Annotated in this window: 19 protein-coding genes; 9 read left to right on the forward strand and 10 right to left on the reverse strand. The window is 67.3% G+C overall.

The window, feature by feature from the left end:
* The gene (locus tag PAM7066_RS12610) at window positions 1-1,407 is read right to left on the reverse strand and encodes a YcjX family GTP-binding protein (RefSeq protein WP_085854570.1); all 1,407 of its coding nucleotides are present in this window, start codon (window positions 1,405-1,407) and stop codon (window positions 1-3) included.
* Window positions 1,408-1,641: 234 nt separating this feature from the next.
* Here PAM7066_RS12610 and tolQ point away from each other — a divergent pair, with 234 nt between their 5' ends.
* From tolQ to ftsH, 8 genes are all read left to right on the forward strand, one after another.
* The gene (gene tolQ / locus PAM7066_RS12615) at window positions 1,642-2,337 is read left to right on the forward strand and encodes a protein TolQ (RefSeq protein ID WP_085854571.1); all 696 of its coding nucleotides are present in this window, start codon (window positions 1,642-1,644) and stop codon (window positions 2,335-2,337) included.
* Window position 2,338: 1 nt separating this feature from the next.
* Window positions 2,339-2,809 carry a protein TolR gene (tolR, locus tag PAM7066_RS12620; protein ID WP_085854572.1) on the forward strand — a complete coding sequence of 157 codons (471 nt, stop codon included), beginning with the start codon at window positions 2,339-2,341 and terminating at the stop codon, window positions 2,807-2,809.
* 21 nt (window positions 2,810-2,830) lie between these two features.
* A complete protein-coding gene (gene tolA, locus PAM7066_RS12625) occupies window positions 2,831-4,021 on the forward strand; it encodes a cell envelope integrity protein TolA (protein WP_085854573.1) in 1,191 nt (396 codons plus the stop codon).
* 46 nt (window positions 4,022-4,067) lie between these two features.
* Complete coding sequence (gene tolB, locus PAM7066_RS12630; protein WP_085854574.1) at window positions 4,068-5,393, forward strand: Tol-Pal system beta propeller repeat protein TolB; 1,326 nt, start codon at window positions 4,068-4,070, stop codon at window positions 5,391-5,393.
* Between the two features lie 61 nt (window positions 5,394-5,454).
* Window positions 5,455-5,988 carry a peptidoglycan-associated lipoprotein Pal gene (gene pal / locus PAM7066_RS12635; protein ID WP_085854575.1) on the forward strand — a complete coding sequence of 178 codons (534 nt, stop codon included), beginning with the start codon at window positions 5,455-5,457 and terminating at the stop codon, window positions 5,986-5,988.
* Window positions 5,989-5,992: 4 nt separating this feature from the next.
* Window positions 5,993-6,799: a tol-pal system protein YbgF gene (gene ybgF / locus PAM7066_RS12640; RefSeq protein ID WP_085854576.1), complete on the forward strand. Its 807-nt coding sequence runs from the start codon at window positions 5,993-5,995 to the stop codon at window positions 6,797-6,799.
* Window positions 6,796-8,013 carry a tRNA lysidine(34) synthetase TilS gene (gene tilS / locus PAM7066_RS12645; protein WP_085854577.1) on the forward strand — a complete coding sequence of 406 codons (1,218 nt, stop codon included), beginning with the start codon at window positions 6,796-6,798 and terminating at the stop codon, window positions 8,011-8,013. Before ybgF ends, tilS begins: the two co-directional genes overlap by 4 nt.
* 84 nt (window positions 8,014-8,097) lie before the next feature.
* Entirely contained in the window at window positions 8,098-10,011 is a 1,914-nt protein-coding gene (gene ftsH / locus PAM7066_RS12650; RefSeq protein WP_085854578.1) for an ATP-dependent zinc metalloprotease FtsH, read from the forward strand.
* A gap of 306 nt (window positions 10,012-10,317) precedes the next feature.
* Here the strand turns inward: ftsH and pdeM are convergent, their stop codons facing one another.
* Both pdeM and PAM7066_RS12660 read right to left on the reverse strand, forming a co-directional pair.
* Complete coding sequence (gene pdeM / locus PAM7066_RS12655; RefSeq protein ID WP_085854579.1) at window positions 10,318-10,989, reverse strand: ligase-associated DNA damage response endonuclease PdeM; 672 nt, start codon at window positions 10,987-10,989, stop codon at window positions 10,318-10,320.
* A 78-nt stretch (window positions 10,990-11,067) separates the two neighbouring features.
* On the reverse strand, window positions 11,068-13,515 hold the full coding sequence (locus PAM7066_RS12660; protein ID WP_085854580.1) for a ligase-associated DNA damage response DEXH box helicase: 2,448 nt from the start codon (window positions 13,513-13,515) through the stop codon (window positions 11,068-11,070).
* 58 nt (window positions 13,516-13,573) lie between these two features.
* On the opposite strand from PAM7066_RS12660, the gene PAM7066_RS12665 reads away from it, so the two are divergent.
* Window positions 13,574-14,224 (forward strand): SDR family oxidoreductase, encoded by a 651-nt coding sequence (locus PAM7066_RS12665; protein ID WP_217639964.1) that lies wholly within the window; start codon window positions 13,574-13,576, stop codon window positions 14,222-14,224.
* On the opposite strand, the gene PAM7066_RS12670 is transcribed toward PAM7066_RS12665, so the two are convergent.
* The 7 genes from PAM7066_RS12670 to PAM7066_RS12700 form a co-directional block, all read right to left on the reverse strand.
* Window positions 14,221-15,528 (reverse strand): DUF8689 domain-containing protein, encoded by a 1,308-nt coding sequence (locus tag PAM7066_RS12670; RefSeq protein WP_085854582.1) that lies wholly within the window; start codon window positions 15,526-15,528, stop codon window positions 14,221-14,223. The genes PAM7066_RS12665 and PAM7066_RS12670 overlap by 4 nt on opposite strands.
* Before the next feature lie 70 nt (window positions 15,529-15,598).
* Window positions 15,599-16,105, reverse strand: a complete 507-nt coding sequence (locus PAM7066_RS12675) for a prepilin peptidase (RefSeq protein WP_085854583.1) — start codon at window positions 16,103-16,105, stop codon at window positions 15,599-15,601.
* Complete coding sequence (locus PAM7066_RS12680) at window positions 16,105-16,965, reverse strand: tetratricopeptide repeat protein (protein WP_085854584.1); 861 nt, start codon at window positions 16,963-16,965, stop codon at window positions 16,105-16,107. The genes PAM7066_RS12675 and PAM7066_RS12680 overlap by 1 nt, the downstream gene beginning before the upstream one ends.
* Window positions 16,966-17,002: 37 nt before the next feature.
* Window positions 17,003-17,524, reverse strand: a complete 522-nt coding sequence (locus tag PAM7066_RS12685) for a tetratricopeptide repeat protein (RefSeq protein WP_085854585.1) — start codon at window positions 17,522-17,524, stop codon at window positions 17,003-17,005.
* On the reverse strand, window positions 17,524-18,495 hold the full coding sequence (locus PAM7066_RS12690) for a type II secretion system F family protein (protein ID WP_085854586.1): 972 nt from the start codon (window positions 18,493-18,495) through the stop codon (window positions 17,524-17,526). Before PAM7066_RS12690 ends, PAM7066_RS12685 begins: the two co-directional genes overlap by 1 nt.
* 7 nt (window positions 18,496-18,502) lie before the next feature.
* Complete coding sequence (locus PAM7066_RS12695; RefSeq protein ID WP_085854587.1) at window positions 18,503-19,471, reverse strand: type II secretion system F family protein; 969 nt, start codon at window positions 19,469-19,471, stop codon at window positions 18,503-18,505.
* 4 nt (window positions 19,472-19,475) lie between these two features.
* Window positions 19,476-20,900, reverse strand: a complete 1,425-nt coding sequence (locus PAM7066_RS12700; protein ID WP_085854588.1) for a TadA family conjugal transfer-associated ATPase — start codon at window positions 20,898-20,900, stop codon at window positions 19,476-19,478.
* Window positions 20,901-20,904: the final 4 nt, after the last annotated feature.

Here is a 20,904-nt window from a genome sequence, read left to right on the forward strand (position 1 = left end):
TCATAGCCGATCGCCGATCAGGAACTCTGCCGCCCGGTCCAGCCGGATATGGGGCGGCCCCTCGCCCGGCTTCATCTTGCCGGTCTGCGGGACGAAATTCATCACGGCATAATCTCCGTCGAGCCACGCCGCCTCGCCCCGCCGCCCCTGCGACAGGAGGGCCTGCGGATCCTCTGGCAGCTCACCCGGCCAGAAGGCGGCGCGGCGGCCGTCCGCCAGCCGGCCGCGCACCACGTCGAGGGTCTCGCCCTCGTGCGGAACGGTGTCCTCGGTCGTCGTGCGCAAACTGGCCAGCGCCATCGAGGCCGTGCGTGCGCCGGCATAGTCCGCGCGGCGGCGGGCGTCGTCGGTCAGCGCCTCCATGATCCGGGTCAGGCGGCCGTGCTGAGAGTGGTGCAGGTGGTCGGCCTTGGTGGCGGCGAACAGGATCTTCTCCACCCGCTTGCCGCGGAAGATCTCGGACAGGAAGGCGTTTCGGCCGGGGCGGAAGGCGGTCAGGATGTCGGCCATCGCGACGCGCAGATCGTCCACCGCCTGCGGCCCCGCATGGATCGCGCCGAGCGCATCGACCAGCACCACCTGCCGGTCGATCCGAGAGAAATGGGCGCGGAAGAACGGCTTGACCACCTCGCGCTTGTAGGCCTCGAACCGACGCTCGAACTCCTTGGCCATCGAGCCTTTGGGGGCCTCGGACGGGGGCAGCGGCGCGAAGGTCAGGGCGGGGGAGCCCGCCATTTCGCCCGGCAGAAGGAAGCGGCCGGGCGAGCAGTCCGAGAAGCCGGCCTCCTTCGCCTCGGTCAGGTAGCCGCGCCAGAGCTCGGCCAGGCGCGCCGCGTCGTGGTCGGTGAAGGTGGCAGCGGGGTCGACGTCCGCAAGGGTCGAGAGGAACTCGGCCCCCGCGCCGCGCTGGGCGGCGCGGGCAAGCGCACCCTCGGACCATTCGGCGAAGCTCTTCTCGAGCAGGCCGAGGTCGAGAAGCCACTCGCCGGGGTAGTCCACGATGTCGAGATGCAGGGTGCGCGGACCCCGCACCCCGCCCAGCAAGCCGCCGGGCTGCACCTTGAGCGACAGGCGCAGCTCGCTGGTGGCGCGGGTGCTTTCGGGCCAGCGGGGATCGGTGCCGGTCATGGCGTCGAGATGCGTCTCGTAGTCGAAGCGGGGCAGGGTGTCGTCGGGCTGCGGCTGCAGGTAGGCCGCCCTGATCGCGCCGGTCGACACGCCGGTCAGCCCCGGCATCCGCCCCCGGTTCAGCAGGTTCGCCACGAGCGAGGTGATGAACACCGTCTTGCCCGCGCGGCTGAGCCCGGTGACACCGAGGCGGATCGTGTTGCCCTGAAAGCGCTCGGCCAGCCCCCGCGTCAGGGCTTCCGCCCGCGTGGTAACGCCGTCGATGGCCTCTCCGATCATGCCCGTCCCCCTGGTCCTGCCTCGGGGGCAGATAGGCCCGCTGGCGTCCCCATGCCAGCCCGCGGCCGGCCTCAGATGCCCGTGCGGCTGCGGCAAGTTCTCGCCGAAGGGCGGTGCATCCTCCCGCCTCACCCCATCGTGCGCAATATGTGGCTTTTTCCGCGCGGACGCTGTAGGTAAGAGCGCAACGAGGTCCGAAAACGGATCCGGATGGCAGGTAAAAGAGCAGGACATATGGAAACGGAAGCACTCGCGGCCGCGTCAGAGCTGGATTTTTCCATGCTGGGATTGTTCGCCCGCGCCTCTTTGCTGGTGAAGCTGGTCATGCTGATGCTGATCGCGGCCAGCGTCTGGTCCTGGGCGATCGCGATCCGCAAGATGCTGACCTTTCGCAACGTCCGCTCAGAAGCGTCGAGCTTCGATGCGGCGTTCTGGTCGGGCGAGCCGCTTGACGACCTCTACCGCAAGCTCGGCCCCGAACCGTCGGGCCGCGCCGCCAGCGTCTTTGCCGCCGGCATGGCCGAATGGCAGCGGTCGCACAGAAACGACGGGCGGATGATCCCCGGCGCGCAGGCGCGGATCGAGCGGTCGATGGACGTCACCATCGCGCGCGAGGCCGACGATCTGGAGCGCGGGTTGCCGATCCTGGCGACCATCGGCTCGGTCGCGCCGTTCATCGGCCTCTTCGGCACCGTCTGGGGCATCATGACCGCCTTCATCGACATCGCCGAGCAGCAGAACACCAACCTTGCCGTCGTGGCACCCGGCATCGCCGAGGCGCTGCTGGCCACCGGCCTCGGCCTTCTTGCGGCCATTCCCGCGGTGATCTTCTACAACAAGCTGTCGGCCGATCAGGGCCGGATCGTGGGCGACTACGAGGCTTTCGCGGACGAATTCTCGACCATCCTTTCCCGGCAACTGGATAGCTGACATGGGCGCCGGCGTCATCTCGAAGGAGGCGGGCGGCAGCCGACGGCGGCGTCGCAGCCGCGTGCGGCCGATGTCGGAAATCAACGTGACGCCCTTCGTGGACGTCATGCTGGTGCTTCTGATCATCTTCATGGTTTCGGCCCCGCTGCTGACGGTGGGCGTGCCGATCGAACTGCCCGAGACATCGGCCGAGGCGCTGCCGACCGAGCAGGAAGAGCCGCTGACGATCACGCTGACCGCCGAGGGGCAGGTCCTGCTGATGGACAACGAAACCGAGAGCGGGAACCTCATCGGCCAACTGCGCTCCATCGCGGCCGAGCGCGAAAGCCGCAAGGTGTTCCTGCGTGCGGATGGTGGCATCCCGTATTCCCGCGTGGCCGAGGTGATGGGGGCGCTGAACTCGGGTGGGTTCAACCAGATCGGCCTTGTGACGGATGCGGGCGGGCCGCGGCTCGACGGGTCGGACCAGTAGGCGAGGGGGCCCGTCAGGGGCATGGACACGCCGCTCATCATATCCGGGAGTGCGCATGGTGCGCTGATCCTCTTTCTCCTTTTCGGGGGGTGGTTCGAGTCCGAGCCGCTGCCGCCCGTGGAGTCGACGGAAGTGACCGTGCTGAGCGAAGAGGAATTCGCGGTGCTGACCCGGCCCGAAACTGTCGAAGAGCCCGAGCCGGTACCGATGGAGTCGGCCGAAGAGCCCACGGCGGCGGTGGACCCTGCGGCGCCCGAGGAAGAGTCTCCGCCCGAAGAGCCGCGCGTGGCCGAACCCGCCGCCGAAGCGGTGCCCGAACCGGAGCCCGAGCCCGAGCCCGAACCAGCGCCCGAACCCGAACCGCAGCCCGAGCCGGTGGTGGAGCCCATACCGGCCCCCGATCTGGATCCCGCCCCGCGCCCCGAGCGGCCCGACGTGCCGCAGGACGACACCGACACGCCGCAGGCCGCGCCGCGCGTGGCCGACGAGGTGACGCCCGCGCCGCCGCTGGAGGCCGAGACCGCACCCGAGCAGCAGGAGGCGACGGCCCCCGAGCCGGAGCCCCAGCTCGAGCCCGTCGAGGAAGAGGCCCCCGCCGCGCCCGAGGAAACCACGACCGAGATCGTGACCGAGGCCGAGGACCCGTCGACCACGCTTGCCGACGCCGCCCCGTCGCAGACCGCCCGCCCGCGCGGCCGGCCCGAGCAGGTCGTCGCGGTCGAGCCCGAGCCAGAACCGGAACCGGTAGAGCCCGAGCCTGCCCCCCAGACCGAGGGGCAGGTGGTCGAGGCGAACTCGGACAACGTGCAGACGGCCGTCGAAGAGACGATCGCCGGGCTGGAGCAGATGGTCGAGGAAGGCGCCGCGCCGGGGATGCCCGCGGGCCCGCCGATCACGGAAGGCGAGCGGCAGAACTTCATCCTGGCGATACGCCGGTGCTGGAACGTGGATGTCGGCTCGGAGGCGGCGGATGTGAACGTGACGATCCGCTTCGACATGACGCCGGACGGGATGCCGGTCTCGAGCTCGATCACGCAGCTTTCCGCGACCGGGGGATCCGAGATGGCGCAGCGGGCGGCCTACGATTCGGGGCGCCGCGCGATCCTGCGCTGCGCCGTCGAGGGCAGCGGATACGATCTGCCGCCCGAGAAATATGCTCAATGGCAACAAGTCGAAGTGACTTTCAATCCCGCCGAGATGCGGGTCAGGTGAGGCAGGGATGCCGGACCGGAACGGACAGACGAGGGGGAACATACCCATGAAACTGATGACGACGCTTTTCGCGGCGGCGCTGGCGATCCTGCCCGTGGCACATGGCGCACAGGCGCAGGACGGACCGCTGAGGATCGAGATCACCGAGGGGGTGGTCGAACCGCTGCCCTTCGCGATCCCGACCTTCATCGCCGAAACGCCCGAGGCGCAGCAATGGGCCGACCGCATCACGCAGGTCATCGCCGACGACCTGACGGGCACGGGGCTGTTCCGCCGGATCTCGCAAGACGCTTTCGTCAGCCAGCTGACCGAGTTCACGCCGTCGGTCACCTATGCGAACTGGCAGGCGATCAACGCGCAGGCGCTGATCACCGGTGCCGTCAGCACCGGCGCGGATGGGTCGCTGTCGGTGAAGTTCCGGCTGTTCGACGTCTTCTCCGAGGCGCCGCTGGGCGAGGGGCTTCAGCTTCAGGGCAACGAAAGCAATTGGCGCCGCCTGGCGCACCGGGTGGCCGACGCGGTCTACAGCCGAATCACGGGCGAGTCGGGCTATTTCGACAGCCGCGTGGTCTTCGTGTCCGAGCAGGGGCCGAAGGACGACCGCCAGAAGCGTCTTGCCGTCATGGATTACGACGGCGCGAACGTGCAGTACCTGACCGACGGCGGCTCGCTGGTGCTCGCGCCGCGCTTCTCGCCGCAGGGCGACCGGGTGCTCTACACCAGCTACGAAAGCGGCTTCCCGCAGATCTACGAGATGAACGTGGGGTCGGTCAGCCGATCGGCGCTGCAGGTTCCGGCGGAGTCGATGACCTTTTCGCCCCGCTATGCGCCGGACGGCAGCACGGTGATCTTCTCGGCCTCGACCGGGGGGAACACGGACCTCTACCGCGTGCGCCCCGGCGGCGCGCCTGAGCGGCTGACGAACGCCCCCTCGATCGAGACGGCGCCCTCGTTCAGCCCCGATGGCAGCCAGATCGTCTTTGAAAGCGACCGCTCGGGCACCCCGCAGCTTTACATCATGCCGGCGAATGGTGGCGAGGCGCAGCGGATCAGCTTTGGCGCGGGCCGCTACGGCACGCCCGTCTGGTCCCCGCGCGGCGACCTGATCGCCTTCACCAAGCAGAACGAGGGCCGGTTCCATATCGGCGTGATGCGCACCGATGGCAGCGAAGAGCGCCTGCTGACGGCGAGCTTCCTCGACGAGGGCCCGACCTGGGCGCCCAATGGCCGGGTGCTGATGTTCACGCGCGAGACGTCCGGTGCGGGGGGTGCCTCGGCGCTCTATTCCGTGGACGTGTCGGGGCGGAACCTGCGCCGGATCGAGACGCCGGCGGGCGCGTCGGACCCGGCGTGGTCGCCGCTGTTGCCCTGAGCCGTTAACAGCGCTGCAAAACGGTGCTAGGGAACATGAAACATAACGAGGGAGCGCATTGATGCGTATGATGGGAAAGCTGGGACTGGTTCTGTGCATGGTCGGATTGGCCGCGTGTTCGAACCCCGACCGCTTCGCGGGCGGTGCCGGCATGGGCGTCGATGGTGGCGCCGGGGCCGGTCTTCCGGGTGCGGGCGGCGTGACGCAAGGGGCGCTTGACCCGTCCTCGCCGGCCTATTTCAACGAGACCGTCGGCGACCGCGTCCTGTTCGCCGTCGACACCTCGACCCTGTCCGACAGCGCCCGCCAGACGCTGATCGGCCAGGCCCGCTGGCTGACGCAGAACCCGTCCTACACCGCCATCATCGAAGGCCACGCCGACGAGCAGGGCACGCGTGAATACAACCTCGCCCTCGGCGCGCGCCGCGCCGAATCCGCGCGGGCGTTCCTGGTCAGCCAGGGCATCTCGGCCAACCGCCTGCGCACCGTGACCTACGGCAAGGAGCGGCCGCTCGAGGTGTGCTCGTCCGAGGATTGCTACGCCAAGAACCGCCGCGCCGTGACCGTGATCGCGGCCGGCGGGCTGACGAGCTGATCCCATGCTGCGTGCGCTGATCCTCTCGGCCGCTCTGATCCCCGGCGCCGCCATGGCGCAGGACGCTCAGACGCTTGCCGACCTCAAGCAGCAGATCTCGGTACTGTTCACCGAGGTCCAATCCCTCAAGCGCGAGCTGTCCACCACGGGGGCGCCCAACCTCAACCTCGAGGGGACCGGCGCGCTCGAACGGATCGACGCGATGGAGGCTGAACTGCGGCGCCTGACCGGCCGCACCGAAGAGATCGAGAACCGGATCGACCGGGTGGTGTCCGATGGCACCAACCGGATCGGCGACCTGCGCTTCCGGCTCTGCGAGATCGAGGAGGGCTGCGATTTCGCGTCCCTTGGCGAGACCCCGCCCCTTGGCGGCGACGCCCCCGCCACGCCCGCACCGGCCGAGCCGGTGACGGACGGCGCGCAGATGGCCATCGGTGAACAGGCGGCGTTCGACCGGGCGAAGGAGGCCCTCGACTCCGGTAGCTTTCGCAGCGCCGCAGACCAGTTTGAGACCTTTACCCAGAACTACACGGGCGGCCCGCTGACCGGTGAGGCGCACTTCCTGCGTGGTCGCGCGCTGAGCGAGCTGGGCGACAACGCCGGCGCGGCGCGGGCGTATCTCGAGTCGTTCTCGGGCCAGCCGGAAGGCGCGCGCGCGGCCGAGGCGCTGCTGCAACTGGGGCTGAAGCTCGACGAGCTGGGGCAGCGGGCCGATGCCTGCGCGACCCTTGGCGAAGTGCCCGAGCGTTTCCCCGGAAGCACGGCAGCGGCGGAGGCGACGGCCGCCAGGTCTCGGCTCGCCTGTTCGTGACACCCGCCAGCGCGGTTGCGGCCGCGCTGGACAGCACCCCCGGCCTCGTCGGGGTTGCGGTGTCCGGGGGCGGCGACAGCATGGCGTTGCTGGTTGCCTCGATCGAGGCCGGGGCTGATTTGCGGGTCGCCACGGTCGACCACGGACTGCGCCCCGAAAGCGCGGCCGAAGCGGCAGAGGTCGCCCGGTTCTGCGCGGCACGAGGGGTAGGGCACGAGACGCTGGCTTGGCGCTGGGACGGGGCGGGGAACCTGCCGGCGATGGCGCGGCAGGGCCGGCTGAACGCACTCGCCGCCTGGGCCGAAGCGCAAGGTCTGTCGGCAGTCCTTCTGGGGCATACGCAGGATGACGTGGCCGAGACCTTCCTGATGCGCCTGTCGCGACGGGCCGGGGTGGACGGGCTATCGGCCATGGAACCCGCGTTCCGGCACGGCGGCGTGACCTTCCTCCGGCCACTACTGGACCAATCCCGTGCCGGTCTGAGGGACTTCCTGCGGGATAGGGGCATCGCATGGATCGACGACCCCACCAATGACGACCGCGCGTTCGAGCGCACCCGCGCCCGGCAGGCGCTGGCCGCGCTGGGGCCCCTGGGGATCGACGCCGGTTGCTTGTCAGATGTCGCGGCGCAGATGGGCGAGGCGCGAGCGGCGCTGGACGCGGGCCTCCTGGAGCTCGTCAACCGGACGGTGCGGCAGGTGCGCGGGGATCTGCTGGTCTCGGCCGCCGCCTTCGACGCCCCGCAAGAGCTGGTCAGGCGGCTTCACGCGGCGGCATTCCGATGGATGGGTCGGCTGCCGTATCCACCGCGCCGTGCCGATCTGGCGCGTGTCATGACGGCTGCCCGGGCGGGGCGTCCGGCGACTCTGGCCGGAGTGCACCTGCTTCCCCAGCCCGAGGGGGCGCTTCTGACCCGCGAATTCTCCGCCGTCCAAGGCGTTGTGACAGCGACCACGGCTCTCTGGGACGGACGCTGGCGCCTCGACGGTCCGCACGCGGCGGGGTTGACCGTGAGGGCGCTCGGGTCCGAGGGGCTTGCGGCCTGTCCGGACTGGCGCGCGACGGGGCGTCCGCGGGCTGCCCTGCTGTCCACGCCGGGGGTCTGGGCCGGCACCGAGCTGGTCGCCGCACCCGAGGCGGGGCTCGGCAATGGTTGGGTGGTTGACGTAGCGGTATTCCGCGACCAAATGGCCTCACTCTCACGAGGCAATTGAATCACTGGGCGCAATGTCTATTTAGTGCCTCAGCCTAGGGTGCCGGATCCGGCGGCCCTGCAAGTCCCACCTCAGGAGGTATTCTTGGGCAACGCGCGTAACATCGCTTTCTGGGTCGTTCTTTTCCTGTTGGTCTTGGCCCTGTTCAATCTTTTTTCCGGTGGCCAGTCCTCTCTGAACGCCCGGTCGGTGAGCTATTCCGAGTTCGTCGAGCAGGTCGATAGCGGCGCGGTCAACAGCGTGACGCTCGACGGCGAACGCGTCCTCTTCCGCGGTGCGGACGGGCAGGATTATTCGACGGTTCGCCCCGACCAGGGCGGCGAGCTGACGGATCGGCTGATCGCCAACGACGTCACCGTAAACGCCAAGCCTCAGGAGCAGTCGGGTTTCACGACGATCCTGATGACCTTCCTGCCGTTCCTGTTGCTGATCGGCGTCTGGATTTACTTCATGAACCGGATGCAGGGCGGTGGCAAAGGCGGGGCCATGGGCTTCGGCAAGTCGAAGGCCAAGCTGCTGACCGAGAAGCATGGCCGCGTCACCTTCGACGACGTCGCTGGCATCGACGAGGCAAAGGAAGACTTGGAAGAGATCGTCGAATTCCTGCGCAACCCGCAGAAATTCTCGCGCCTCGGCGGCAAGATCCCCAAGGGTGCACTGCTGGTAGGTCCTCCGGGCACCGGTAAGACGCTGCTGGCCCGCGCCGTCGCGGGTGAGGCCGGCGTTCCGTTCTTCACCATCTCGGGGTCGGATTTCGTCGAGATGTTCGTGGGCGTCGGTGCCAGCCGCGTGCGCGACATGTTCGAGCAGGCCAAGAAGAACGCGCCCTGCATCGTCTTCATCGACGAGATCGACGCGGTTGGTCGCTCGCGTGGCGTGGGTTATGGCGGCGGCAATGACGAGCGCGAGCAGACGCTGAACCAGCTTCTGGTCGAGATGGACGGTTTCGAGGCGAACGAGGGCATCATCATCGTCGCGGCGACCAACCGCCCCGACGTGCTCGACCCCGCGCTTCTGCGTCCCGGCCGCTTCGACCGCCAGGTCCAGGTGCCGAACCCCGACATCAAGGGGCGCGACAAGATCCTTGGCGTGCACTCGCGCAAGGTGCCGCTCGGTCCCAACGTGGACTTGCGCATCATAGCCCGCGGCACGCCCGGTTTCTCGGGTGCGGATCTGGCCAACCTCGTGAACGAGGCGGCGCTGATGGCCGCGCGCGTGGGCCGTCGCTTCGTCACCATGGAAGACTTCGAGAACGCCAAGGACAAGGTCATGATGGGCGCCGAGCGCCGATCCATGGTCATGACCGAGGACGAGAAGATGCTGACGGCCTACCACGAGGCGGGCCACGCCATCGTCGGCCTCAACGTCCCGCAGCACGATCCCGTCCACAAGGCGACGATCATTCCGCGCGGCCGCGCCCTTGGCCTTGTCCTGTCGCTGCCCGAGCGTGACCAGCTTTCGGTGACGCTGACGAAGTACAAGTCCAAGATCGCCATGGCGATGGGGGGCCGGGTCGCCGAAGAGTTGAAATTCGGTCGCGACAACGTCACCAGCGGCGCATCCTCAGACATCCAACAGGTGTCGAAGATCGCCCGCGCCATGGTCACGCAGTTCGGCTTCACGGAAGAGCTCGGCTACGTCGACTACGCGAACGAGCAGCAGTCCTACCTCGGCGGTTATTCGGGCGGGACGAACCATTCGGCCGATACGCAGAAGCTGATCGACGACAAGGTCAAGGAAATCATCGACGAAGGCTACGAGACCGCCAAGCGCATCCTGACGGAGCAGCGCGACGGGTGGGAGCGTCTGGCGCAGGGACTGCTGGAATACGAGACGCTGACCGGTCCGGAGATCCAGAAGGTGATCAACGGTGAGCCTCTGAACCGTGGTGATGACGACGACACGCCGGACCAGGGCAACACCTCGTCCATCGCGTCGATCCCGAAGACGAAAACCCGGCCCAAGCCCGATAGCGGGCTGGAGCCTGAACCGACCTGAATATCGAAGGGCCGCGCAAGCGGCCCTTTACTTTTGCAAGGCCGGTGCAGGATACGCGCTCTTCCACGAATTCCGCCCTTCCTGTTCGCGATAACGGATTGGTGAGGGAACCGGGCGAGACTCCGCTTCATTGAGCAGTCAAACGCAATGGAGTCTTGACATGACGAGTGCAATCGTTGCCATCCACGCCGGCCTGCTGACGGGAATCGCCTTGGCCGCCTTGGTCCTTATCTGATAACCCACGCGCCAGTCGCAGTCAGAAGCAACGCCGCCTGCACCTGCAGCGCGGCGTTTCTCATTTCCGGATCATGCACGCGCCCGCTGCGGAACGGGGACGGCGCAAGGCTGGCGGCCGGTGAGGATCGCGCACGCCCCCGGCGCCAAGAGCGACGCCAGCGCCGGCGACGTCCAATCTAAGCCGCCGGTATAGGTCCCATAGGCCGGCAAGATCGCGTGACGCCCGTCATGCAGGCAGCAGGGGCGCGAGACCATCTTGCCGCCAAGCGCAAGGCGCGCCTTCGGATGATAATGCCCGCTGATCTCGCCCTGTTCAGGGGTCGCGATGTGGCGGAACGTGAGGGGGCCGGCCAGAAGCTCGGATTTGGCGGTTCCGCCCAGATCGACGGGCGCCGGATCGTGGTTGCCCGCGATCCAGACCCATTCGCGCCCGGCCTGCATTCGCGAAATCCACAGCGTTTCGGCATCGCCCAGCCCCTCGCGGGCCGCGTCGTCGTCGAAGCTGTCGCCAAGGCAGATCACGCGCGCGGGCTTCGTCGCCAGCACGTCCGAGTCGAGCCGGGCGAGCGTATCGCGCGTCTCGTAGGGGGGAAGCATCTGGCCGGAGCGGCGGGCGACACGTTCGGACTTGCACAGGTGCAGGTCCGAGACGACCAGCGTCGCCTCTGCCGGCCACCAGAGGGCGCCCGTCGACAGGATACGCAGCGTTTCGCCGGATAGCTGGAAATCGCAGAAGTTCATGTTGCGTTCTATAGGCATCCCGATCCCCGTCGCAAGGCGGACCGAGCGGATAACCGGTCGCCGGAACCGGAGCAAGGGTCAGAACGGGACGCGCCAGCGCCGCTCGTCCTCCCGCGTGATCTGGAGGCCCGCGCCCTCCATCAGGCGGGCGGCTTCCTCGGCCAGAAGGCGCTCGGTCCCCGCGCCCTCGACCGGAACCCGGCCGGCCTCGAGGAACAGCGGCGCGGCCAGTGGCGTGGGGCGATCGGTCGTCACATGGTCGATGCGGCTGGCGGTGCGGGCCAGCATCTCTTCGATCCGACCGAAATCGACGAGTCCCTTCAGCGCCTCTTCGCGCGTGATGTCGAGCAGCAGGTGCTCGGGGTCGTAGCGGCGCAGCGTATCGTAGAGGATGTCGGAGGAGAACGCCGCTTGCTTGCCGCTCTTGCGCTGCCCCTGGAGTTGGCGGTCGATCAGCCCGGCGATGACGGCCGACTGCTTGAAGGTCCGCTTCATCACGGCGTTGCCGCCGAGCCAGGTTTCGAACGCGGCGCGCAAGTCGTCGCTGTCGAACAGGGGGGCGGGGTCGGTTACGCGGTCGAGGCCCCAGATCAACGTGGCGTAGTCGGTCGAGACGAAACCAAGGGGGTGCAGGCCGGCGGCCTCCATGCGGGCGGTGACTAAAAGGCCGAGCGTCTGCATCGCGTTGCGCCCGGCGAAGCCGTAGACGCAGGTGTAGGCGCGGCCGAAGAAGGGGAAGCTTTCAACCAGCAGGCGGTCGGCCTCGGGCAGGCGAGAGCGCTCGCGTTGCAGGTGGAGCCAGTCGCGCGTGCTTGGTGGCAGTTCGGGCCAGTCGTCCTGGGCGAACATGCGCAGGATGCGGTGGCTGAGCTGGGTGGAGGTGGCGAATTTGGTGCCCATGAAGGTCGCGATCCTGGGCGGCTTTTCGGGACGGCGCGAGACCTCGACCGTCATCTCACGCAGGCCCTCGTAGCGCACCACCTCGCCCCCCATCAGGAACGTGTCGCCGGGCGTGAGGGTGGCCGCGAAGCCTTCCTCGACCTCACCCAGGGGTGTGCCGCCTGTGCCGCGGCGGCCGCGCAGACGCACCTTCAAGAGGTCGCTGTCCATGATCGTGCCGATATTCTGCCTGATCCGCAGCGCCCCACGGGGGTCGCGGAGCTGCCAGAGCCCGTCGCGTTCGACCAGCCGCTGCCACTGGTCGTAGCTGCGCAGGGCGTAGCCGCCCGTGGCGACAAAATCGAGGCAACGGTCGAAATCCGCGCGCGTGAGACTGGCGTATGCCCCGGCCGTCTTTACCTCGCGGAAGAGGTCGATGTCCGTGAATGAACCCGAGGCGGCGCGGATCAGGATGTGCTGGCAGAGCACGTCGCGGGGACCCGGTCCGCGCGGGTCGCCGTCGAGGTCGCGGGCCTTCACGGCCTCGAGCGCGGCCACACATTCCACGATCTCGAACCGGTTCGCGGGGACCAGCAGCGCCTTGGAAGGCGCGTTGTAGCGGTGGTTCGCCCGGCCAATCCGCTGGACCAGCCGCTTGACGTTCTTCGGCGCGCCGATCTGGATCACGAGGTCGACGTTGCCCCAGTCGATCCCGAGGTCCAGAGAGCCGGTGCAGACGATGGCGCGCAGGTCTCCGTTCACCATGGCGGCCTCGGTCTTCGTGCGCTGCTCGCGCGAGAGAGAGCCATGGTGGATGCCGATGGGCAGCGCGTCCTCGTTCTGCAGCCAGAGGTCGTGGAAGAACAACTCGGCCTGGGCGCGGGTGTTGTGGAAGATCAGCGTGGTGCGGTGGCGGCGCACCTGCTCAAGCACCTCGGGCATGGCGTAGCGCCCGCCGCCGCCGGCCCAAGGGGCGGGGGTCTCGGTCTCCAGCATCGCGATGTCGGGGTCGGGGCCGGGATCGGCGTAAAGGATCGGGCAGGGATCGGGATGGCGGGCGAGGAAGCTGGCGATGGCGGCCGGATCCTCGACCGTGGCCGAAAGGCCGACGCGCTTCAGATCGGGGACCAGGGCCTGCAGGCGGGACAGGGCCAGCATCAGCTGATCGCCGCGCTTCGACTCGGCGAGGGCGTGGATCTCGTCCACCACCACGCGACGCAGGCCCGCGAAGATCTTCGGCGCGTCCTCGTAGGACAGCAGCAGGGCGAGGCTCTCGGGCGTGGTCAGCAGGATATGCGGCGGGTCGGCGCGCTGGCGGCGTTTCTGGGTGTAGCTGGTGTCGCCGGTGCGGTCCTCGATCCGGATGGGCAGGCGCATATCCTCGACCGGGCGGGTCAGGTTGCGCCTTATGTCGGTGGCGAGCGCCTTCAGCGGCGAAACGTAGAGCGTATGCAGCCCCGTGCGCTCGCCATCGGCCAGATCCACGAGGCTGGGCAGGAAGCCAGCGAGCGTCTTGCCCCCGCCGGTCGGCGCGATCAGCAGCAGCGATGGCTCGTCGGCGCGATCCAGCATGTCCTGCTGGTGGGGGTGCACGGTCCAGCCGCGGGTGGCGAACCAGTCGTGGAATCGGGGGGGCAGGGCGCTCATGATCCGGAACCTAGGGGCGTGCCCGACCATTCGCCATGCGACAGAGGAGGATTGGCCCATGAAGGTTCTCGTGATCGGTGCGACGGGCGGCGTCGGATCGCGCCTCGTGCCCATGCTGGTCGAGAGCGGCCACGAGGTGCACGGGCTGCACCGCCACCCCGAGCAGGCCAAGGCGCTGCAGCGGCAGGGCGCGACGCCCCATGCGGGCGACCTGATGGAGATGCAGGTCGCGGACTACCGGGCGGCGGTCCGGGGGATGGACGCGGTGGTGTTCTCAGCCGGGGCCGGCGGTGCTGGCGAGGCGCAGGCCTCCAGGATCGATGGCGACGCACCCGAGGTTATGGTGCAGGCAATGCAGGCCGAGGGGGTGGGGCGCCTGGTGGTGGTCTCGGTATTCCCCGAGGCGGGACGGGCCCGTCAGGTCTCGGACACGTTCGAGCACTACATGGCCTGCAAGAAACGCGCCGATGTTGCGGTCGCGCGCTCCGGCCTCGACTGGGTGATCCTGCGGCCGGGCACATTGATCAGCGAGGACGGCGACGGAGCCGTCACGGCGGCGCGCGTGGCGCCCTATGGTGACGTCGCCCGCGGCGACGTGGCAGCCGCCATCGCGGCCGTGCTCGAGCGGCCGTGGCTCCGATGGGAAGCTGTCGAGCTAACCGACGGGGATGTCCCGGTCGGCGATGCGCTGGACACGTTCCGGCGCTAGTGTTCGACCTCGCCGTCCTCGACGAAGAGGTTGGCCCAGGCGCGGTCGATCAGTGCGGGCGTCATCTGGTTTGGAATCCCCTCGAACGCGCAGATCGAAAGGATCTGGTCGATCAGGAAGACCGGCATGTAATTTGCATATGCGTTGCCGATCTCGGGGAAGCGGTTTCGCACGAGGTGAACGAGCGACGGCTCGTCCAGCGGCATCCCCTTCTTCTTGGCGACCATGGCGAAGATCCTCAGGAAGTCCTGCTGGCTGGGCCCGTCGACCTTGATCTTGTAGAAGATCCGGCGCAGCGCGGCCTTGTCGAAGATCTTGTTCGGGTGAAAGTTCGTCGAGAAGATCACGAGCGTGTCGAACGGGACCTCGAACTTCTCGCCCGATTGCAGGGACAGGATGTCCTTCGATTCCTCGAGCGGCACGATCCACCGGTTGATGAGGGCCTGCGGCGGCTCTTCCTGACGGCCGAGATCGTCGACGATGAAGACGCCCCCGGTGGATTTCAGCTGCAACGGCGCCTGGTAGGTCCGCGCGACCGGGTTGTAGACGAGGTTCAGCATGTCGAGCTTCAATTCGCCCCCGGTGATGACGGTCGGCCGCGTGCACAGGACATAGCGCGCGTCATGCCGCTTGCGCAGTCGGAGCGAGGTGTCGGCGTGGATGTCCTGCTCGACGCTGGTATGGACGATCGGATCGTACACGGTGATGACCTGCCCCGCGTATTCGATCGCCCGGGGGACGTAGATCGAATCGCCTAGGGCGTCGCGAATTCCGTTCGAGATCGAGGATTTGCCGTTGCCGGGAGGGCCGTACATCAGGATCGACCGGCCGGAACCGACTGCCGGGCCAAGCTGGTCGAGAAGCGTCGGCGGCAGGACGAGGTGACCCATCGCCTGGGTCAGCCGCTCGCGCGTCATCGTGATGTTGCGGATGGACTGTCGTTCCACCTGCTCGGCATAGGTGGCCATGGGGACGGGCATCGCGCCGAAATACTCGGACTGGCCGAGGGCATCGAGGGCGCGCGCCTTGCCCGTGTCGGACAGCTGGAACTCCATCTCGCCGGTCGAGGTGGCGCGGAGCGTGCCGAGCGCTTCCAACAGGTTCTGCTCGCGCACCAGGTCGATGAGGGCCTGCGTGGTGCCCAGCGGCAGGGCGATTGTGCGGGCGATCTCGCTCGTGGTTGCGGCGTTTGTGCGGAATACCGTCTTGAGAAGGATGTCGCGCATCATGACGATCGGCAGGCCGACGGCGTCGAGCGTGCGCGGCGCAGGCGGCTCTACCGGAGGCGGCGTCGGAATGTTCATCGGATCATCCCCCGTGTCTTCCAAGCGGATGTTGCGCAATGCCTGTGCCCGGAATGTGGCCGAATGGCGATCAGCCGAAGGCAGCTACCGCCAAATACAGCGACAGGGTCGGCCCGAGCCCAAGGCCCATCGGGAACTTCCGTGCGCCCCAGCTTTTCCAACGGGGCGCGAGGCGCGTCACCTGCGGGATGCGCCGGGCGCTACGGTGCAGCGCGACCGCCATGAGCAACATCACCGACAGCAGAACCAGAACAGCATAGGCGTCCGGAAGGAGGACGAAGGGAGCCGCGGCCGCAAGGAACTTGGCGTCGCCCGCCCCCATCGCGCGGGCCAGGTTCAGGGCAAACCCGACCGCCAGCATGACGAGCCCCTGCACGATCTGCCACAAGTACAGGTCGAGCGGCAGGACGAGCGGACCGATGACGAGGAAGATTGCCGCCAGCGTCAGGACAGCAGCATTCCGGATCTTCATGTGGCGCAGGTCCGACAGCGCCACCCAGCCGCAGGCCGGAAGCGTGAGGATGAAGAAGATCGCTGCCGCGCGGTCAGGCAGGGCGAAATCGACCGGCAGCGGCATCAGTTCGTCACGTTGGAGCCGAGCGCGTCGAGCGCCACCTGCGCGGCGTCGAAATGTTGCGGATGGGTGTCGATCGCGTCGCGCAGAAGACCCTCGCCAACCGAGACGTCGCCCTGCTTGATCGCGGACAACGCGAGGGTGTGCAGAAGCTGCGCACGTTCGACTTGCGACATCTGAACGACCGGCAGCTCGTAGTTGCGCTGGGACCCGCGGGCCAGGGCGAGGTTGTTCTTGGCCGTGAACAGGCCGGGCTCGTAGCTGAGCGCCTCGGCGAACAGGCTCTCAGCCTCGGTCGGCTGCCCCCGGCTAAGCTTGGAGAAGCCCCAGTTGTTCAGCGTGCCGGCCGGCTGCGTCGTCAGGCCAACGGCCGTCTGATAGAGGCTGTCCGCCGCGGTCCAGTCTCCCCGGCTGTCGGCGATCATCGCCTCGAGCCGGTAGCGCTGGAACGTTCGGTGACTGTCCGGGACACGCGCGAGTTGCGCCGAGGCCGAGGCCCAGTCGTCCGAGCGTATCAGCGCGTCCGCAAGCGCCAGACGGTCATCGGGTTCGGCCCCGCGACTTTCGGCCACACGGGCCCAGACGCTGGCGGCCTGTCCCGGCTGCTTGGCGCGGATCAAGGCTTGGGCGAGCCCGCGTTGCAGGTCGATCCGGTCGGGATTGTCGGCGACGGCCTTGCGGAAATACTGGACCGCCTCGCGAGGATCCGACGACGCCAGCATGACCTGGTTCAGATTTGCCGAGTCGACGACGTTCAGGTCCTTCAGGGCGCGATCGACATCCGCGTTGCCCGACCTACCGCCGCAGGCCGACAGCGTCATGACTCCGCCGAGGCAGAGCGCGAGTATGAGGGTGTGGCGCATGGGTGCGTCCTTGCTGCTCGAAAACGACTCCGTTTCCTCAGCCGGGCGAGACAAGCCGGTAGCTGCCGTTCCCGCGCCTTTCGAGGGCGAAGCTCTCTTTTTCGGGTTCAGTGTAAGCATCGGTCCCCAATTTGGACAGCGCACGAGTGAGATTGGCGCGGATGTCGTCACTTTGGCCACTGTCGGCGGCAAAGGCGGCCCTGAACTGAAGCTCTGCCTCGGCCACGCGACCGGTCTCCATCAGGACGACGCCAAGGTTGTTGAGGGCGGGAACGAAGGTGGGATCGGCCTCGATCGCGCGCCGGAACAGATCCTCTGCCTGACCCAGCCGGCCCATCCGAAGCGACGAGGTTCCGAGAGCGGTCAGCACCTCGGGCGTCATGCCGCTTTCGGCCGCCTCGCGCAGATAGGCCTTGCGCGCGAGCTCGAACTCACCGGCCTTCATCAGACGGTTGCCGACGGTCAGTTCGTCCACCGCTTCCGCGCCACCGTCCATTCCGGGCATGCCCCCACAGGCGGCTAGCGCGAAAGCGACGAGGAGGGGGGCGAGGCGGGTCATCACTCGAATTTGGCGAAAGTCTCGATGATATTGTAGACCGACGGGCCGAGCAGCATGATCAGCAGCGGCGGGACCGTCAGCATCATCGTGGCCAGCGTCATCTTCGTAGGCAAGGTGTTCGCCTTCTCCTCGGCGCGCATCACGCGCTTGTCCCGCATCTCGGCCGCGTAGACCCGCAAGGCTTCGGCAATCGAAGTACCGAAGGCCGCCGACTGGATCAGGACGGTCACGAAGTTCGACACGTCGGTCACGCCCGCACGCTCGCCCATGTCCTTCAGAACCTGCGCCTTGTCCTTGCCCGCCCGGATCTCCTGCGTGACGGTTTCGTACTCGTCGGCCAGGGCGGGATATCCCGCCCGGATCTCGCGCGCGACCCGCCCGATGGACTGGTCCATCGATTGCCCGGCCTCGACGCAGACCAGCATCATGTCCAGCGAGTCGGGGAAGCCGTTGGTGATCTCTTCCTGGCGTTGCTGAAGGCGCTTGGTAACCCAGTATTTCGGAAGCATGTACCCCGCCCCACCCGGAAGGAGCGTGTAGAGGATCATGGAATTCATGCTCATCTCGCCATCTGCCGAGACGAGCAGGGTGTAGGCAAGGCCAAGGGCAAGGAACGTGATCCCGAGGAAGAACTGAGCGAAATGGTACACGCGGACCGCTTTCTGGCCACGGTAGCCGGCGCGCACGAGCTTGAGCTTGATGGCCGAGAATTCCTCGGCGTCCTGCGGCTCGAGGAAGGTCGAATAGCGCTCGAGCTTGTCCACCTTTCCACCATCGCGCCGGAGGCTCTGGCCTTCGGGGCGCGCGCGCGCCTCTTTCGCCCTGCGGGCGAACTTGTCCATCGGGTCCGGGCGCCTGCTGACCATGAGGACGCCGCCGAGGGCCAGGAGGACGAAGGCGAGAAATCCGGGAACGATCAGGGGCCCCAGCGGGCCGAACAGGTCGGTGAGAAGGGTGGTGATCGCATCCATGGGGGCCTCAGACCTTGATGTTCACGAGCGAGCGCATGACGAACAGGTTCACCACGAGGAACCCTGCGACGACGAGGCAGGCGGGGACGAAATATGCCGTCTGCTTCACGTCGTCGAAATAGTCGGGTTTGATCATCATGATGACCATGATCGCGACCACCGGGAAGCCGGACAGGAACATGCCGGACCATTTCGCCTCGGCGGTGATGGCCTTCACGCGGCGGAACAACTTGAACCGCGAGCGGATCACCTTGGCCAGGCCGTCCAGCACCTCGGCCAGATTGCCGCCCGATTGCTGCTGGATAGTCACGGCGACGGCGAGGAACCGCAGGTCCTGCATGTCCAGCCGCTCGGCCATCGCCTTCAGCGCCTCGCCGGTGTCGCGACCATAGGCGGCCTCGTCCGCGATCACGCCCATCTCCGATCCCAGCGGATCGGGAACCTCCTTCGCGACGGCGCCGAGGGCCGACGAGAACGGATGCCCGACCCGGAGCGACCGCACCATGAGCTCGACCGCATCGGGAAGCTGCTCTTCGATCATCGCCATGCGCTTCTTGGCCTTGTTGTTGACCCAGACGACGACGCCGCCGACGCCGATGGCGACCGCGCAGACGATCCTGATCGGCGTATCCGCCCCGGTCCCGAGGGTCAGCGCCACGTAGGCGACCATCGACAGCACCGCCATGATCATCATCAGCTGTGTCGGCGTGAAGGCGATGTTGGCCTTCTGTGCCTTCGTGGCCAGCAGCGCATAGATCGGCAGCTTCTGGCCGTTCATGTGCTGGGTCATCTCCTTGCGGAGCTGGTCGAGCACCTGTTCGCGCCCCTTGCCCTTCTCGAGCATCTCGATCCGGCGGTTCACCCGGCTGTTGAGCGAGATCGACTTGCCGAAGGCTGTCAGGTAGATGCCTTCGACGAGCAGCAGGACGGCCACGAAGATGACGCCGTAGACGATCAGTTCGACGGGGATCTGCATCCGTTCACCCTTTCACGACGTCGTAGATTTCGGGCGACAGGTCGAAACCCCACATGCGGAACCGCTCGGCGAAGTGCGAGCGCACGCCGGTCCCGGTGAAGTGACCGAGGATCTTGTTGTCCGGCGTCAGCCCGGTCCGCTGGAAGCGGAAGACTTCCTGCATCGAGATCACGTCGCCCTCCATCCCCGTGACTTCGGTGATCGAGACCATCCGGCGGGATCCGTCCTGCAGGCGGGTGGCCTGCACGATCAGGTGGACGGCGCTTGCGATCTGCGAGCGCACGGCCTTCAGCGGCATCTCGATCCCCGCCATCGCGATCATGTTCTCAAGGCGCGATACGGCGTCGCGGGACGAGTTGGCGTGGATCGTCGTCATCGAGCCGTCATGGCCGGTGTTCATCGCCTGCAGCATGTCGATGACCTCTTCACCGCGGGTCTCGCCCACGATGATGCGGTCGGGACGCATCCGCAGCGCGTTCTTCAAGCAATCCCTCTGGCTGACAGCGCCCTTGCCTTCGACGTTGGCGGGGCGGCTCTCCATCCGGCCGACATGGGTCTGCTGTAGCTGGAGTTCCGCGGTATCCTCGATCGTCAGGATGCGCTCGGAGTTGTCGATGAACGAGCTCAGCGCGTTCAGCGTCGTCGTCTTGCCCGATCCCGTGCCGCCCGAGACGATCACGTTCAGCCGGGTCGAGACGGCGGCCTCGAGATACAGCGCCATCTCTTCCGAGAAGGCGCCGAAATCCACGAGGTCGCGGATGCCCAGCTTCTCTTTCTTGAACTTTCGGATCGAGACGAGGCTGCCATCGACCGCGATCGGCGGCACCATGGCGTTGAAGCGCGATCCATCGGCGAGGCGGGCGTCGACATAGGGGTTCGATTCATCGACCCGGCGACCAACGGCCGAGACGATCTTGTCGATGATGCGAAGAAGGTGGCGCTCGTCCTTGAAGGTGATGTCCGTGAGTTGCAGCTTGCCCGCGCGTTCGACGAAGATGCGGTGCGGGCCGTTCACCAGGATGTCGTTGACGCTGTCATCCTTCAGAAGCGCTTCCAGCGGGCCGAGGCCCTTCACCTCGTCATAGAGCTCCTGGTTGAGGGTGTTGCGTTCCTCGCGGTTCAGCACGACGCCCATTTCGGCCAGGGCTTCGGAGGCGATGGCCGTGATCTCGGCCTTGAGGTCCTGTTCGGCCGCCTGTTCGAGGGCGGCGAGGTTCAGGTTGTCCAGAAGCTCGCGGTGGAGCTTCACCTTGATGTCGCCGAGTTTTTCCTTGCGACGCTTCTCCTTGTCAACCGCGGGGGGCGTCGCGGCGACGGTGCTTTGCCTGCGGGCTGGCTCCATCGGTCTAGGCTGCTCGGCCCTCGCGGGGGCGGGAGCGCTTGGCGGGACGATCGGTTTGGGATCGGGCTTCTTGTAACGCGAGAACATCTGA

The organism is Palleronia marisminoris (assembly GCF_900172315.1).
In the GTDB taxonomy this organism is placed as follows: Bacteria; Pseudomonadota; Alphaproteobacteria; order Rhodobacterales; family Rhodobacteraceae; genus Palleronia; species Palleronia marisminoris.

Excerpts from the sequence above, each read along its gene's own strand:
- tolA (WP_085854573.1), top strand. The coding sequence starts at position 2,831 with ATGGACACGCCGCTCATCATATCCGGGAGTGCGCATGGTGCGCTGATC.
- PAM7066_RS12700 (WP_085854588.1), bottom strand. The coding sequence starts at position 20,900 with ATGTTCTCGCGTTACAAGAAGCCCGATCCCAAACCGATCGTCCCGCCA.
- tolQ (WP_085854571.1), top strand. The coding sequence starts at position 1,642 with ATGGAAACGGAAGCACTCGCGGCCGCGTCAGAGCTGGATTTTTCCATG.
- PAM7066_RS12670 (WP_085854582.1), bottom strand. The coding sequence starts at position 15,528 with ATGAACATTCCGACGCCGCCTCCGGTAGAGCCGCCTGCGCCGCGCACG.
- pdeM (WP_085854579.1), bottom strand. The coding sequence starts at position 10,989 with ATGAACTTCTGCGATTTCCAGCTATCCGGCGAAACGCTGCGTATCCTG.
- PAM7066_RS12610 (WP_085854570.1), bottom strand. The coding sequence starts at position 1,407 with ATGATCGGAGAGGCCATCGACGGCGTTACCACGCGGGCGGAAGCCCTG.
- PAM7066_RS12680 (WP_085854584.1), bottom strand. The coding sequence starts at position 16,965 with ATGCGCCACACCCTCATACTCGCGCTCTGCCTCGGCGGAGTCATGACG.
- PAM7066_RS12660 (WP_085854580.1), bottom strand. The coding sequence starts at position 13,515 with ATGAGCGCCCTGCCCCCCCGATTCCACGACTGGTTCGCCACCCGCGGC.
- tolB (WP_085854574.1), top strand. The coding sequence starts at position 4,068 with ATGAAACTGATGACGACGCTTTTCGCGGCGGCGCTGGCGATCCTGCCC.
- tolR (WP_085854572.1), top strand. The coding sequence starts at position 2,339 with ATGGGCGCCGGCGTCATCTCGAAGGAGGCGGGCGGCAGCCGACGGCGG.
- PAM7066_RS12695 (WP_085854587.1), bottom strand. The coding sequence starts at position 19,471 with ATGCAGATCCCCGTCGAACTGATCGTCTACGGCGTCATCTTCGTGGCC.
- PAM7066_RS12690 (WP_085854586.1), bottom strand. The coding sequence starts at position 18,495 with ATGGATGCGATCACCACCCTTCTCACCGACCTGTTCGGCCCGCTGGGG.
- PAM7066_RS12685 (WP_085854585.1), bottom strand. The coding sequence starts at position 17,524 with ATGACCCGCCTCGCCCCCCTCCTCGTCGCTTTCGCGCTAGCCGCCTGT.
- ybgF (WP_085854576.1), top strand. The coding sequence starts at position 5,993 with ATGCTGCGTGCGCTGATCCTCTCGGCCGCTCTGATCCCCGGCGCCGCC.
- PAM7066_RS12675 (WP_085854583.1), bottom strand. The coding sequence starts at position 16,105 with ATGCCGCTGCCGGTCGATTTCGCCCTGCCTGACCGCGCGGCAGCGATC.
- PAM7066_RS12665 (WP_217639964.1), top strand. The coding sequence starts at position 13,574 with ATGAAGGTTCTCGTGATCGGTGCGACGGGCGGCGTCGGATCGCGCCTC.
- pal (WP_085854575.1), top strand. The coding sequence starts at position 5,455 with ATGCGTATGATGGGAAAGCTGGGACTGGTTCTGTGCATGGTCGGATTG.